The 13,174-nt window shown below is 71.5% G+C and carries 13 protein-coding genes; 5 read left to right on the top strand and 8 right to left on the bottom strand.

Features of this window, described 5'->3' with window-relative positions; genetic code table 11:
• Positions 1-183 precede the first annotated feature (183 nt).
• Positions 184-870 (top strand): DUF6766 family protein, encoded by a 687-nt coding sequence (locus ACY35P_RS13320; RefSeq protein ID WP_462116324.1) that lies wholly within the window; start codon positions 184-186, stop codon positions 868-870.
• 12 nt (positions 871-882) lie between these two features.
• Here ACY35P_RS13320 and ACY35P_RS13315 read toward each other — a convergent pair whose 3' ends face one another.
• From ACY35P_RS13315 to smc, 5 genes are all read right to left on the bottom strand, one after another.
• Entirely contained in the window at positions 883-1,134 is a 252-nt protein-coding gene (locus ACY35P_RS13315) for a hypothetical protein (protein WP_462116323.1), read from the bottom strand.
• Positions 1,135-1,183: 49 nt separating this feature from the next.
• A complete protein-coding gene (locus ACY35P_RS13310) occupies positions 1,184-1,654 on the bottom strand; it encodes a hypothetical protein (RefSeq protein WP_462116325.1) in 471 nt (156 codons plus the stop codon).
• Between the two features lie 93 nt (positions 1,655-1,747).
• Positions 1,748-1,942 carry a PspC domain-containing protein gene (locus ACY35P_RS13305; RefSeq protein WP_462116322.1) on the bottom strand — a complete coding sequence of 65 codons (195 nt, stop codon included), beginning with the start codon at positions 1,940-1,942 and terminating at the stop codon, positions 1,748-1,750.
• Positions 1,943-2,006: 64 nt separating this feature from the next.
• Positions 2,007-2,723 carry a cell division protein ZipA gene (zipA, locus tag ACY35P_RS13300; RefSeq protein ID WP_462116321.1) on the bottom strand — a complete coding sequence of 239 codons (717 nt, stop codon included), beginning with the start codon at positions 2,721-2,723 and terminating at the stop codon, positions 2,007-2,009.
• A gap of 20 nt (positions 2,724-2,743) precedes the next feature.
• Complete coding sequence (gene smc, locus ACY35P_RS13295; protein WP_462116320.1) at positions 2,744-6,247, bottom strand: chromosome segregation protein SMC; 3,504 nt, start codon at positions 6,245-6,247, stop codon at positions 2,744-2,746.
• Positions 6,248-6,401: 154 nt separating this feature from the next.
• Here smc and ACY35P_RS13290 point away from each other — a divergent pair, with 154 nt between their 5' ends.
• Positions 6,402-7,157, top strand: a complete 756-nt coding sequence (locus ACY35P_RS13290; RefSeq protein ID WP_462116319.1) for a 6-phosphogluconolactonase — start codon at positions 6,402-6,404, stop codon at positions 7,155-7,157.
• Between the two features lie 16 nt (positions 7,158-7,173).
• Here the strand turns inward: ACY35P_RS13290 and ACY35P_RS13285 are convergent, their stop codons facing one another.
• Both ACY35P_RS13285 and ACY35P_RS13280 read right to left on the bottom strand, forming a co-directional pair.
• Positions 7,174-7,458, bottom strand: coding sequence for a BolA family protein (locus ACY35P_RS13285; protein WP_462116318.1), 285 nt, complete (start codon positions 7,456-7,458; stop codon positions 7,174-7,176).
• Entirely contained in the window at positions 7,455-7,754 is a 300-nt protein-coding gene (locus ACY35P_RS13280) for a YciI family protein (RefSeq protein ID WP_462116317.1), read from the bottom strand. The genes ACY35P_RS13285 and ACY35P_RS13280 overlap by 4 nt, the downstream gene beginning before the upstream one ends.
• A gap of 281 nt (positions 7,755-8,035) precedes the next feature.
• Between ACY35P_RS13280 and ACY35P_RS13275 the strand changes: the two genes are divergently transcribed.
• The 3 genes from ACY35P_RS13275 to ACY35P_RS13265 all read left to right on the top strand — a co-directional run bounded on the left by ACY35P_RS13275 (position 8,036) and on the right by ACY35P_RS13265 (position 11,711).
• The gene (locus ACY35P_RS13275; protein WP_462116316.1) at positions 8,036-8,953 is read left to right on the top strand and encodes a segregation and condensation protein A; all 918 of its coding nucleotides are present in this window, start codon (positions 8,036-8,038) and stop codon (positions 8,951-8,953) included.
• A 72-nt stretch (positions 8,954-9,025) separates the two neighbouring features.
• Complete coding sequence (gene scpB, locus ACY35P_RS13270; protein ID WP_462116315.1) at positions 9,026-10,003, top strand: SMC-Scp complex subunit ScpB; 978 nt, start codon at positions 9,026-9,028, stop codon at positions 10,001-10,003.
• Positions 9,996-11,711, top strand: coding sequence for a pseudouridine synthase (locus ACY35P_RS13265; protein ID WP_462116314.1), 1,716 nt, complete (start codon positions 9,996-9,998; stop codon positions 11,709-11,711). Before scpB ends, ACY35P_RS13265 begins: the two co-directional genes overlap by 8 nt.
• Before the next feature lie 48 nt (positions 11,712-11,759).
• On the opposite strand, the gene ACY35P_RS13260 is transcribed toward ACY35P_RS13265, so the two are convergent.
• A partial coding sequence (locus ACY35P_RS13260; protein WP_462116312.1) for a 3-hydroxybutyrate oligomer hydrolase family protein occupies positions 11,760-13,174 on the bottom strand: 1,415 nt, incomplete at its 5' end.

Below are 13,174 nucleotides of genomic sequence, written 5' to 3'. Positions count from 1 at the left end.
GGAATCGGTAGACGCAGCGGACTCAAAATCCGCCGCCCTTAAAAGCGTGTGGGTTCGAGTCCCACTTCCGGCACCACGGTCGCGACGCGCGTCGCCTGAACCGTTTCGTCAAGCGCCCCGCGGCTTTCGCACCGGCTGTACGGCCCCGCTCGCTACGCACCCCCGAACTTCGATGGAGCGGTCATGGCCAAGGCGATCTCCCGCGATGCGGTGCGCGACAGCTTCTTCGGTCGCAACAGCCTGACGCTGGTCTTCAGCGCCCTCATGGTCCTGACGCTCGTGGGTCACGTGCTGACGGGCTGGCGCGTCGACACCGAGGACCGCAAGTCGCACGGGCAGCCGGCCGAGTCGGTGGCCTCGTACGTCACCGAGTCGCACTTCCTGTCCTCGCTGTTCGAGAACTGGGAGAGCGAATTCCTGCAGATGGGCCTGTTCGTGCTGCTCACCGCCTATCTGCGGCAGCGGGGCGCGGCCGAGTCGCGCCCGCTCGACCCCTCGGAGGAATCGCCACCCGAACCCGTGCCGGCCGACGAGCGTCCGTGGCCGGTGCGCCGCGGCGGCATCGCACGCAAGCTGTACGAGCATTCGCTGTCGGGCGTCCTGCTCCTGCTGTTCGTACTCAGTTTTGCGGGCCATGCCCACAACAGCTGGCGCCACCATCTCGACGAACAGCTGCAGCATGGCGAGACGGCCGCCGTGTCGATCGGGGAGTACTTGTTCAGCGCCCCGCTATGGTTCGAATCCTTCCAGAACTGGCAGAGCGAGTTCCTCTCCGTCGTCTCGCTCGTGGTCCTGTCGATCGTCCTGCGCGAGAAGGACTCGACCGAGTCCAAGGACGTCGAGGCGCCGCACTCCAAGACGGGGGCCTGAGGCACCCCGCGATCAGGCAGTCGCGCGGTACACCGTCGCGCGCAGCAGCGCGTCGCCGTTCTCGCGTCGGATCACCGCGTACGACTGGCGGTCGATGTCCTCGAGCACGCGTTGCCACAGCGGGTCGCCGGACACGAGGTCGGCATCGAAACGGGCGGCGAGCGTCAGCGGCCCGTGCCGCGCCTGTGCCTCGCGCGATGCGACGAGGCAGTCCGGCACCAGCAGGTAGGCACCGTCGCTCCGGCGATAGGCTTTGAACTCCATGAGGCCTCCCTGCGCGTACGCGTTCGGATTACCTCTCCCGACCGCCAACTTATCCGCCGGCGGAACCCCGATGCGACCGCTCGTCGGCGACGCGCGACGGCGGTCGCGGCAGCGGTGGCGCGGGCCAAGGCCACCAGCCCCGCCCGGTCGCCGCATACCGGTCGGCGGCGCGCTCGAACCGGTTGCACACGCCGACCCCGCCGCAGGCGAGATAGGCGGGCAGGAACAGCGGACCGAGCGCGAGGTACTGCAGCACGTGCGCGCGCTCGTGCATCGCGAGCGGCACCGGCGGCTCCTCGGCGAGGCCCGCGGCATGGGCATAGGTGCGGCAGTGCACGTTGAGGTCGTCTCCCGTATGCAGGATGACGTTGCCGAGCGTCAGCGCTCCGCCCGGACCCCACGGCCAGCGCTGGAAGACGCAGGCGAGGTCGTCCCGACGCAGCGTCGGACGCGCACCGAACGCGATGCCGAGCAGGCCCAGCAGGAGGCCGACGGCGGTGTTGGGGAACGTCCAGACCATCCCGAGCGCGAGCAGGGCCGGATGGATCCGCCCGCGACCAGGCTCGAGGGCAGCCCGGAACTCGGGCGGCTGGTGCGGTGCCGGCATTCCGCCTCAGGTCCCTTCGTCGGGGATCAGCAGCCAGGCGACGAGGTAGACCAGGATGCCCGGAAAACCCGCGGACATGATCGAGACCAGCACATAGATCACGCGCAGCAGCGTCGAATTCCAACCGTAACGCCGGGCGATGCCGCCGACCACGCCGGCGACCATGCGGTCGTGCCGCGAACGCTGGAGTCCCCTGCCCATCATGGCGCCACCTCGATGCGAACCGCGGCCAGTCTAGCCGCGACCCGTGAGTGCGTCGTGGCCGTTACCAGCGTCCCGGACGCGTCAGCGGCGGCGCTTCGCGCTGGCGATCGTAGGCGCGCAGCTCGTCGCGCAGGTGCGCGATGCGCTGCCGACCGATCGCATTGCGCTGCTCGTCGAGCACGACGCCATCGAGCAGCTCCGCCATCCGCTGCGCGGTCGGCAGCATGGTGTCCCAGGCGTCGAGCGCCGACACGGGTGCCGGCAGCGTCAGGAAGAACGCGATCGCCGGCGTCTTCAGCTCCTGGATGTTGGCCATGTCGAAGCTGCCGGGCTTCATGATGTTCGCGACGCTGAAGACGGGGCCGCGCTCGGGGTGGCCTTCGACCAGCCGGTGGAAGACGCCCATGTAACCGTACTCCAGCCCGGCCTTCTCGGCGGCCACGACGATGTCCGGACCGAGCAGCAACTGGCCGGCGCGCGCGGCCAGGTAGAGCGTGACGATCTTGTCGAACTCCTCGGTCGTGCGCTTGCCGAGTTCGTCCTTGGCGGGCGCGGGCGACGCATCGAGGTCGAGGCTCGCCTGCGAGGGCGTCGCGTCGTCGGCGGCGAGTTCGGCTTCGAGCTGCTCGCCGAGCGTCGGCTCCACCCGGCCGCCTTCGCCGCGCGAGACGCGTCGACCCTGGCCCGGCTTCTTCGGGCGCCCGAACGCGATGATCGCGCCGACCAGCACGACCATGGCGACGAAGATCCAGATCCGCATCATCGTGATGTCCGACATGGAGCGCTCCGTGGTTTCGGTCAGGCGGCGCCGGCGAGACGCGCGGCTTCGGCGAGGTCGACGGACACGAGTCGGCTCACGCCGGGCTCGCGCATGGTGACGCCCATGAGCTGCCGTGCGGCTTCCATCGTGACCTTGTTGTGGGTGACGAACAGGAACTGTACCTGCTCGCTCATCTCGTTGACCATCGCCGTGAAGCGGCCGACGTTGGCTTCGTCGAGCGGCGCGTCAACCTCGTCGAGCAGGCAGAACGGCGCGGGGTTGAGGCGGAAGATCGCGAAGACCAGCGCGACGGCCGTCATCGCCTTCTCGCCGCCGGAGAGCAGCGAGATGTTCGACACGCGCTTGCCGGGCGGTCGCGCCATGATCGCGACGCCGGTGTCGAGCAGGTCCTCGCCGGTCAGCTCGAGATAGGCATGCCCGCCGCCGAAGAGTCGCGGATAGAGTTCCTGCATGCCCGAGTTGACGCGGTCGAACGTGTCCTTGAAGCGGCCACGCGTCTCGCGGTCGATCTTGCGGATCGCATCTTCGAGCGTCTCGAGCGCCGTCGTCAGGTCGGTGTTCTGCGCGTCGAGGTAATCCTTGCGCTGCGCCGCCTCGGCATGTTCCTGGATCGCCGCAAGGTTGACCGGCTCGAGCCGGCGCAGCTTCGCATCGAGCTCGACGACCGCGCGTTCCCACACCTGCGCATCCATCTCGTCGGTCAGGGTCGCGGCGACGTCCTCGAGCACGAAGCCCGCATCGGCGATCGCCTGCGAAAGCTGCTCGGCCTTGAGCGCGAGCGCCTGCAGTTCGAGGCGACGCTGGCCGATGGCCTCGCGCTGCTGCAGCGACTGCTCGTCGCGCTGCTGGCGGATGAGCTCGAAACCGCGCAGCTCGTGGTCGATGCCGTCGACCGCGGTGCGCGCCGCGGTGAGTTTCTGCTCGGCGAGCACGCGCTGCTCCAGCGCGACCTGACGCTGTTCCTCCAGCTCGCGCACGGGCGCATCGCCGTCGGCGAGCTGCGCGGCGAGTTCGCCAAGGCGCGAATCCAGCTGTCCGCGCTGGCCGGTCATCCGGTCGAGCGCCTGCGTGAGGCCGGAAAGCTGCGCCCGCTGCGACTCGACCGTCAGCGCGAGCGCATGCGCGGTGTCCCGGGCCTCCCGCGCCGCGTTGCGCGCGGCGTCGCGCATCTCGCCGAAGCGGCGGCGCTCGGCCTCCAGTTCGATCCGCACATCTTCCAGTTCCGACATGCGGACGACCGCGTCTTCCTGGTTGCCCCGCGCCAGGCGACCCTGTTCGCGCGCGGACTCCAGCGTCTGTGCGAGTTGTTCGAGCTCGGCGTCGATGCGCTCGATGCGACCGCGCGCGGCGTCGACCTTGCCCTGCTGGCTCTGCAACTGCCCGCCGAGTTCGCTGACCGCGCGGTGCGCCATGTACAGCCCGCGCTGGGCGTCCTCCCGGTGCTGCTCGGCGACGAGCAGGCGGTCGCGCAGTTCGACCAGCAGCGCGTCCAGCTCGCGTTCGCGGGCGACCAGGCCTTCGATTTCCGCGCGCAGCGACTGGATCTCACGCTCGCGCAGCAGTGCGCCCTGCGTCGCCGAGCTGGCGCGCACCACCTGCACCCAGCCCGCGCCGAGGCGTTCGCCGGTGCGCGTGATGACGAGGTCGCCCTCGGGCAGCGTGGCGAGCAGGCGCACGCCCGACGCGAGGTCGTCCGCGCCGTGCACGCGCGCGAGCATCCTGCGGACCGCCGCCGGGCCGCGCACGCGCGCGGCGAGCGACGTCGATGCGGCGTCCGCGCCACCGCGCGACGCGTCGACCAGTGCGAGCCGCCCCTCGCCGAGCGCGCCGAGTTCGGTCGCGAGCGCCTCCGGCCGTTCGACGAGCACGCCTTCGATGAGCTGGCCGAGCGCAACCTCCACCGCGGTTTCCCAGCCGGCGTCGACGTCGAGCGACTCGCCGACGCGGCCGGCGTCCTGCAGCCCGTGCGCGCGCAGCCAGTCCATCGCGCGGCCCTGCTCCTGACCAAGCGCGGCAGCCTGCAGCGCTTCAAGGCCGGACAGGCGTCCGCGGGCGGCCTGCGCCTGTTTGCGCACCTCGGCGAGCTGCGCCTGCGTTTCGCGCTGCCGCTCCTGCAGCGCGGACACGGCCTGCTTGCGCGTGTCGAGTTCGCCCGTGAGCGTATCGACGGCGATTTTCTGCGTTTCGAGCTGCTCGACGATGGTCGAGGCGGCTTCGGCCAGCGCGTCGACGTCGAGGCTCGCGCGTTCGGACGACAGCGCGTCGCGGCGACGCTCGGCGTCGAGCGCCATGCGGTCGAGGCCCTCGATGCGTGCGCGCTCGACATCGGCGGCGCGGGAAGCATCGGATTGCGAACGCGCGTGGGCGTCCCAGCGCTGCTGCCAGTCGGCGAGCTTCGCCTCCGCATCGCGCAGCGCATCGTTGCGCGCGACCTCTTCCTCGCGGAGCGCTTCGAGCCGCGGCTCGTCGGTCTCCAACGCATTGCGCAGGGCGTCGAGCCGGGCCTGGTCGCTGCCGATGTGGCTCGCGATCTCCGACAGCTGCGTCAGCGCCTCGTCGCGCGCGCGCTGGAGCCGCGTGGACATCTCGCGCTGGTGCTGGATCTGCTGTTCGACGCGCGCGAGCGCGCCGCCGACTTCGTAGCTCTCGGCCTGTGCGCGCGACAGGTGTTCCGCCGCTTCCTCGCGCATCACGCGGCCTTCCTCGAGCTGGCGCTCGGCCTCGCGCTGCTCGGCGACGAGCTGCTGCAGGCGGGTCTCGAGCTGCGCGAGCTTCTCGCGCTGGCCCTGCACCTTGCGGTCGAGCGCACCGAATTCCAGCGCCTTCCACTCGGCGTCCTTGACGCGGCGCTCCGACTGGATCGCCTGGTACTGCTCGGCCTGCCGCGCCTGCCGGGCGAGGTGCTGCAGCTGCTTGCCGACTTCCTCGCGCAGGTCGTTCAGGCGGTCGAGGTTCTCGCGCGTGTGGCGGATGCGCGTCTCGGTCTCCTTGCGGCGCTCCTTGTACTTGGAGATGCCCGCGGCCTCCTCCAGGTACATGCGCAGGTCCTCGGGCCGCGCATCGATGATCTGGCTGATCATCCCCTGCTCGATGATCGAGTAGCTGCGCGCGCCGATGCCGGTGCCGAGGAACAGGTCGGTGATGTCGCGGCGCCGGCACTTGGTGCCGTTGAGGTAGTACTGGCTCTGCCCGTCGCGCGATACCGTGCGCTTCACCGAGATCTCGTTGAACGCCGCGTATTCGCCCGTGATCGTGTGGTCGGAGTTGTCGAAGATCAGCTCGACCATCGCCTGCGAGACCGGCTTGCGCGCCGAAGAGCCCGCGAAGATCACGTCGGTCAGCGAATCGCCGCGCAGGCGGCTGGCGGAACTCTCGCCCATCACCCAGCGCACGGCGTCGATGATGTTCGACTTGCCGCAGCCGTTCGGGCCGACGACGCCGGTCATGTTGCCCGACAGGTGGAGCGTGGTCGGGTCGACGAAGGACTTGAAGCCCGACAGCTTGATCGTGGAAAGACGCATGCGGAGGTAACGGCCTCGGGCGAGCGCGGGCTCGCGTGCACGGCCGGCCGGACGGCCGGCGCGACCGGCGAGTATAGCGGCCGGACGCGGGCCGCCGGCTCGCCGTGCCGCCCTGCGGCGTGCGCCCGGGGCATGGAACCTGCATCATCCCCGCATGGTTTTCGGAGTCGCCGCCGCCCTGCCCCAGACCGAGCGCCTGCCCGATCCGGCCGGCGGCTGGCAGATGCATGCGCATCGCGACCCGCACGTCTGGACCTGGGCCGCCGCTGTCGCCATCGCGGGCGAGCTCCGGCGCGACCTCCAGCTGCGGCCGCGCTCCCGCATGATCGTGTCGCCCAGCGACCGTGCCGCGCCCGTGCTGCGCGCGCTCGCGAAGGCGCCGATCGACTGGGACCGGGTGGACGTGGGACTCGTCGACGAACGGTGGCTGCAGCCCGACGATCCCGACAGCCACGCGGCGGCGTTGCGGCGCCACCTGCTGGTCGACCACGCTGCCGCGGCCCGCCTGGAGCCGCTGACGCTCGCGGGCCGACGCGTGGAGGACGCTGTCGCCATCGCGAACGCGCACGCCCGCCAGGCGCCGAACCTCGTGCTGCTTACCATGGGCGACGATGGCCACGTGGCGGCGCTGTTCCCCGATTCGCCGGACTACGAGCGTGCTGTGGCCTCGCGGCAGGACTACGCCAGCATCGACGCCTCGTACTCGAGCGGCGCGGCGCCAGGGCCCCGCCGCATTTCGGCTACGCCGCTCGGCCTGTCCCGCGGCCAGTGCCGCATCCTGCTGCTGCGCGGCGCGGCGCAGCGCGCGCACTTCGACGCGGCGATGGCCACGACGGACGCTCGCCGCTCCTCGCTCGCGGCGGTCCGCCTCGCGGGCGGCGCGCCGACCCAGGTCCACTGGTGCCCCTGAGCGGCGCTCGCCGCCCTCAGGCGGCGCCGGCTTCGCCAGACGTGCGCGCTTCGATCGACAGGGCGTGGATGTCCGTGGTCATCAGGTCGCCCAGCGCGGCGTAGACCGCGCGATGGCGCGCAAGGGGACCGAGGCCCGCGAAGCGGTCGCTCACCAGCGCCACGTTGAAATGCCCCCGACCGTCCCGCGCACCCGCGTGGCCGGCGTGGCGATGGCTGTCGTCGACCACATCGAGCGCGATCGGCGCGAACGCCGATTCGAGCGCGTCGCGAATGGCGCCGACGCGATCGGCCGGATTCACGGCAGCACCCGCCGGAACGGCCGGACGTCGACGGTCGCGTACACGCCCGCCTCGACGTACGGATCCGCCGCGGCCCAGGCGCGCGCCGCCTCGAGCGAGTCGAACTCGGCGATCACGACGCTGCCGGTGAAACCCGCCGGGCCCGGATCCTCGGCGTCGATCGCCGGGCACGGGCCCGCGAGCAGCAGCCGGCCGGCGTCCCGCAGGGCGTGCAGGCGCTCCAGATGGCGCGGCCGCGCCTCCAGTCGCCGCTGCAGCACGTCCGCGCCGTCGCGCGCATCGATCACGTACCACATGGCCTCACTCCTTCTGGAAGAGCGGCGATTCTAGCGACGCCCGGCGGCCTTGCTGGACAGCGTCGCCCCCGCACCGTACGCTAGCCCCGTCCGTCGACCTGACCGCAGGCGACAGCCGCCGCGGAGCCCCCGCTCCCACGTCCGGCATCCCGATCGCGAAATCCGACCCCGCGCCCCGGCGCGCGTCGCCCGCATCGTTTTCGCAGTCCGCATCACCGAAGGGTCGGCCCGGCCGTCCCAGCCGCAGTGTGCTGTGCCAGGCCCGGAGGGGCCGGTCCCGAATGACCGACGATCTCGCGCCGCAGGCGACCGAGGACAATCCGACCGCAACGGCCGCGCCCGGCCGACCGCAGCAGCAGGAAATGCCGCTGGCGGTGGTGCATGGGCAGCCGGTCCTGCAGATCCCGCAGGATCTGTACATCCCGCCGGACGCGCTGGAGGTCATCCTCGAGGCGTTCGAGGGGCCGCTGGACCTGCTGCTGTACCTGATCCGCCGGCAGAACCTCGACATCCTCGACATCCCGGTCGCGGACATCACGAAGCAGTACGTCGAATACATCGGCGCCATGCACGAGATGCGCTTCGAGCTGGCGGCCGACTACCTGGTCATGGCCGCGATGCTGGCGGAGATCAAGTCGCGCATGCTGCTGCCGCGCGTGACGAACGAAGATGGCGAGGAAGAGGATCCGCGCGCCGAACTGGTGCGACGCCTGCAGGAATACGAGCGTTTCAAGAAGGCGGCGGAGGACATCGACGCCCTGCCCCGGCTCGAGCGCGACACCGCCGTGGTGCAGGCGCACGTGCCCGAGCGCAGCGTGGTGCGCATGCCGCCGCCGGTGGACCTCAAGGAAATGCTGCTGGCGCTGCGCGACGTTCTGACCCGCGCCGAGCTGTTCACGCAGCATGCGATCCGGCGCGACGCGCTCACCGTGCGCCAGCGCATGGCCGAGTTGCTGGAGCGCCTGTCCGACGGCGGCTTCCACCGCTTCGAGACACTGTTCGAGGCGCGCGAGGGTCGTCTCGGCGTGGTGGTCACGTTCCTCGGCATGCTCACGCTCGCCAAGGAACAGTTGTTGGAAATCGTGCAGGAGGCGCCGCTCGCGCCGATCTACGTCAAGTCGCTCGCGCTGACGCAGGACGCCTCCCAGATCGAATTGTCGAGCGAGTTCGACGGCGACGTGGCGAACGATGCGGCCTGATCGCAGGCCGCTCGCGATGCACGCGGCGACGGGCCACCGGGCCCGCGCGATCGCCGCACTACAGGGGTTTGAATGGATCAGTCACTGATCAACCGCATCGTCGAGGCCGCGTTGCTGGCGTCGAGCCAGCCGCTCACGCTCGCGCAGCTGCGCGACCTGTTTCCCGAGGACCAGCCCGCGCCCGCGGGCGGGATCGAGGCCGCGCTGGAGCACCTGCAGGCCGAGAACGGCAGCCGCGGCGTCGAGCTGGTCGAGGTCGCGTCCGGCTTCCGGTTCCAGGTCAGCGCCGAGGCGCATCCGTGGATCACGCGGCTGTGGACCGAGCGGCAGGCGCGCTACACCCGCGCCACGCTCGAGACGCTCGCGTTGATCGCGTATCGCCAGCCGATCACGCGCGGCGAGATCGAGCAGGTGCGCGGCGTGACGGTGAGCAGCAACATCATCAAGGCGCTGGAGGAGCGCGAGTGGATTCGCGTCGTCGGCCACCGCGACGTGCCGGGCCGGCCCGCGCTGTTCGGCACCACCAAGGGCTTCCTCGATTACTTCGGGCTCAAGCGCCTCGACGAGCTCCCGCCCCTGTCCGAACTGAAGGACATCGGCGAGCTCGAACCGCAGTTGCAGTTCGACCAGGGCGCGGGCGTCGATGCGCGGATCGTCGCAGGCGTGGCCGAGGCTGCCGAAGGCGCCCCGCTGGACGCCGCGGCGAACGATGCCGACGCCGATGAACAGCGCGGGGACACGCAGGCCGATACGCTGGCCGCCGCCGTCGTCGATGCCGACACCGCGGCGGACGCCGATGCCGATGCCGATGTCGGCGACGACGACGATGGTGCGGACCTGGATTTCCGCCGCGAACGCCCCGTGGTGTTCGACATGGGCGACGAAGAACTCCCCGATGACGCCGATGGCATCGTCGATCCCGAAGCCGCGCCGGGGATGCGCGCGGCAGACGAGAACGACCGCGAGCAAGACAACGCCGTCGAGACGACGACCGTTCCCGACATGACGACCGCATCGAACGATGCGGCGGAGTCAACTGAAAATGAGTGAAGAAAAAGGCCGCAAGCTCACGCTTCGGCGAGAACAGCCCGCCGCCCCCGCGCCGCGCCTCGAGGAACGCCTGCACAAGGTGCTCGCGCAGGCCGGCCTCGGCTCGCGACGCGCGCTGGAGCAGCGCATCGCCGACGGCCTGGTGAAGGTCAACGGCGAGGTCGCGCAGGTCGGCATGAGCATCGGCGGGGGCGACAAGGTCGACCTCGACGGTCGCCAGTTCGTCGCCACCGCGCTGACGGAGCCGCCGCGCGTGCTGATGTACAACAAGCCCGAAGGCGAAGTGACCACCCGCGAGGATCCCGAAGGCCGCCCGACGGTGTTCGAGGCGCTGCCGCCCCTGAAGGGCTCGCGCTGGATCACCATCGGCCGACTCGACATCAATACGACCGGCCTGCTGCTGCTCACGACCGACGGCGAGCTCGCGAACGCGCTGATGCATCCGTCGAAGGAAGTCGAGCGCGAGTACGTCTGCCGCGTTCGTGCGCCCGAAGGCCTGGAGACGGTCTCGGACGACATCATCGCGAAGCTCGCGAAGGGCGTGCAGCTCGACGACGGCCCGGCGAAGTTCGACGAGATCGAGAAGATCGGCGGCAGCGAGTCGCACGACTGGTTTCGCGTCGTGGTGAAGGAAGGGCGCAACCGCGAAGTGCGCCGCCTGTGGGAGTCGCAGGGTTGCCAGGTGAGCCGGCTGAAGCGCGTGCGCTACGGCGGCGTCGAGCTGCCGCGCGAGCTGCTGCGCGGCCAGTCGCAGGAACTGCCGACCGCGCGCGTGGAACATCTGCGCACGGACCTCGGCCTCGAGGACGCCGCGCCGTCGGCGCTCACGCTGCAGCCGGTGATCGGCCAGCGTCGCGCCGCGAAGTCGACGATCCACTTCAACGGCGAGCGCAGCCAGGGCGGCTACGTCGGCGGACAGAACACGGCCGACGAAGGCCGCGAACTGCGACGCTTCGACCACGTTCGCGAAGAGCGCGGTCGCGGTCGCGGCGGCCCGCGCAAGCCCGGCGGCCTCACCGTGAGCGGCGAGGCGGCGGCCAAGCAGGCCCATAAGCCTTTCAAGCAGCGTGCCGACAAGGGCCCGCGTGCCCTGCCCGACGGCAATCCCGCCGCGTTCCGCACCTGGTACGTGCCGGACGGCGTGGACACCGGTCCGGCCGGCCATCGCAATCCCGACGGGCGTCCGCGCAAGCCGTTCGGCGGCAAGCCGGGCGGCGGCGGTCCGCGTCCCGGCGGCGGCGGCGCGCGTCCGGGCGGTCCGCGCCCGGCGGGCGGCGGTGGCTTCCGTGACGATCGCGGCCCCGGCGGCGGTGGTTTCCGCGACGATCGCGCAGGCGGTGGCGGCGGTGGTCCGTACGGCGCAGGCAGCGGCCGCAAGCCGGGTGGTCCGAAGCCGGGTGGCCAGCGTTCGGCCCCCTACGGGCATCCGGGCGGCGCGCCGTCGTTCCCTTCCGATCACGCCAACCCAGGCGCAGGCGGCTTCGACCGTCCGCGCGGCCCGCGGCCCGGCGGCCCGGGTGGCCCGCGTGGCCCCGGCGGTGGCGGTCCGCGCGGTGCCGGTGGCCCGGGCGGCGCTCGCGGTCCGGGCGGCCCCGGCGGTCCACGGGGGCCCGGCCGTCCCGGCGGCGGCGCACGCGGGCCCGGCGGCCCGGGCGGCGGTCGCCCGGGTGGCGGTGGGCGCCCCGGCGGGCGAGGCCCGAGGGGCTGAATAGAAGAACGGCCGCTTCGAGCGGCCGTTTTTTTCGCGCTCGAAGCGCTAGAAGCGCGGCATCGCCAGGTGGCGTGCCTCGAGCAGCGGGTCCGCACCGCGCGGAACGGTTTTCACCCGCACGTCCCCCGGCATCGGCGCCCCGTCGTAGAGATGGGCCCACGTGCGGTCGAGCGCCTCGTAGACGTAGGGGAGCAGCGGCACGTACTGGCCGCCCACGGGCGGCAGCGCGAGGAAGGCGTCGAAGTGCTGCGCATGCTCGACCTGCCAGAAGCGGACGTCGCGCCCCGCCGCCTTCGCGGCGGCGACGTACGGCGCGCTCGTGAACGCGACGGGCACGAGTCCGTCGTCGGTGCCGTGCACGATCGTGATCGGCATGCCCGCGCGCGGCAGCGAAGCCTGCGCCTCGCGGATGCCCGCACGGACCCGCGCCGCGTTCGCATCCTCGCCGGTCCACAACGCGCGCAGGCAGCGCAGCGCGTCGATCGGCGCGCCGTCGGGCGGCAACAGCGTGACGCCGGCACCGGGCGGGATTCCGCTCGCGTCCGCCCACCAGGCCGCGCGCTCGGCGTCGGTCGCGACGCGCGCGGCACCACGGGCATCGACGGGCGCGAAGCGGAATCCGCAGGGGTGTTCGTTCGGACCGAAGCGTCCATAGGACGAGGCGTAGGTCGCCGCCACCGCCTTCCAGAGGTCGAACGCCGCGCTCATCGCACCCGCGCGCATCGCTTCGTCGGTCCAGCCGCGGGCACGCAGTCGTGCATACGCGTCATTCGCGCGATCTGCGTCACTCGCACCCTGCACGAGGCCGGCCTGTGCCGCGACCGCGCACGACGGCCCTGCGGTGGGCGGCAGCGGCACGCCGAGGTGCGCCAGCGCGCAGGGCATCAGCAGCGCGGCCTCGGTCGCGATGTCGTACAGCGGCGGCGCACCGTCGACATAGACGTTCGGCTCGCCCGCGACGACCGCATCGAGCCAGTCGCCGTCGAGTTCGGCCGCACGGAGCACGGCGCCGCCACCGTTCGACACCGCGACCGCGATGATGGTCGTGTTGTCGAACCGGAACGGCGCCTGTTGCGGATAGGCGTCGTCGAGCGCGCGCAACGCGAACTGCGCCGCCTGCTTCACATGGCGGCCCCAGTCCTTTTCCGGGTTGTCGCCGGAATGCGCGTGCTTGAAGGCGATGCCGCCGCCCGTGCGCGACGCCGGCTCGAACGCGAGCCGCGCGTCGCCGGGCGCGTGCACCGTGCCGTCGAGCGCAAGGCCCTGCCCCGCATCGAGATCGAAATAGTCGGTACCGGCGCCCTTGTCGGTGTACGCCACGGCGCAGCCACGCGGGAGGCCCCACGCACCCGCGACGCTGATCGCGCCGTAGACGCCGCGCGAGCCCGAGGCCGGTGCCACGAGGACGCAGCGCTTCTTCGTGTCGAAGCCATCGGGCACCTGCACGACGACGCGATGTG

Source organism: Lysobacter xanthus (genome assembly GCF_047159895.1).
This window is presented reverse-complemented; position numbering and strand designations above follow the sequence as displayed.

Excerpts from the sequence above, each read along its gene's own strand:
- ACY35P_RS13320 (WP_462116324.1), top strand. The coding sequence starts at position 184 with ATGGCCAAGGCGATCTCCCGCGATGCGGTGCGCGACAGCTTCTTCGGT.
- ACY35P_RS13315 (WP_462116323.1), bottom strand. The coding sequence starts at position 1,134 with ATGGAGTTCAAAGCCTATCGCCGGAGCGACGGTGCCTACCTGCTGGTG.
- ACY35P_RS13310 (WP_462116325.1), bottom strand. The coding sequence starts at position 1,654 with ATGGTCTGGACGTTCCCCAACACCGCCGTCGGCCTCCTGCTGGGCCTG.
- ACY35P_RS13305 (WP_462116322.1), bottom strand. The coding sequence starts at position 1,942 with ATGGGCAGGGGACTCCAGCGTTCGCGGCACGACCGCATGGTCGCCGGC.
- zipA (WP_462116321.1), bottom strand. The coding sequence starts at position 2,723 with ATGTCGGACATCACGATGATGCGGATCTGGATCTTCGTCGCCATGGTC.
- smc (WP_462116320.1), bottom strand. The coding sequence starts at position 6,247 with ATGCGTCTTTCCACGATCAAGCTGTCGGGCTTCAAGTCCTTCGTCGAC.
- ACY35P_RS13290 (WP_462116319.1), top strand. The coding sequence starts at position 6,402 with ATGGTTTTCGGAGTCGCCGCCGCCCTGCCCCAGACCGAGCGCCTGCCC.
- ACY35P_RS13280 (WP_462116317.1), bottom strand. The coding sequence starts at position 7,754 with ATGTGGTACGTGATCGATGCGCGCGACGGCGCGGACGTGCTGCAGCGG.
- ACY35P_RS13275 (WP_462116316.1), top strand. The coding sequence starts at position 8,036 with ATGACCGACGATCTCGCGCCGCAGGCGACCGAGGACAATCCGACCGCA.
- scpB (WP_462116315.1), top strand. The coding sequence starts at position 9,026 with ATGGATCAGTCACTGATCAACCGCATCGTCGAGGCCGCGTTGCTGGCG.
- ACY35P_RS13265 (WP_462116314.1), top strand. The coding sequence starts at position 9,996 with ATGAGTGAAGAAAAAGGCCGCAAGCTCACGCTTCGGCGAGAACAGCCC.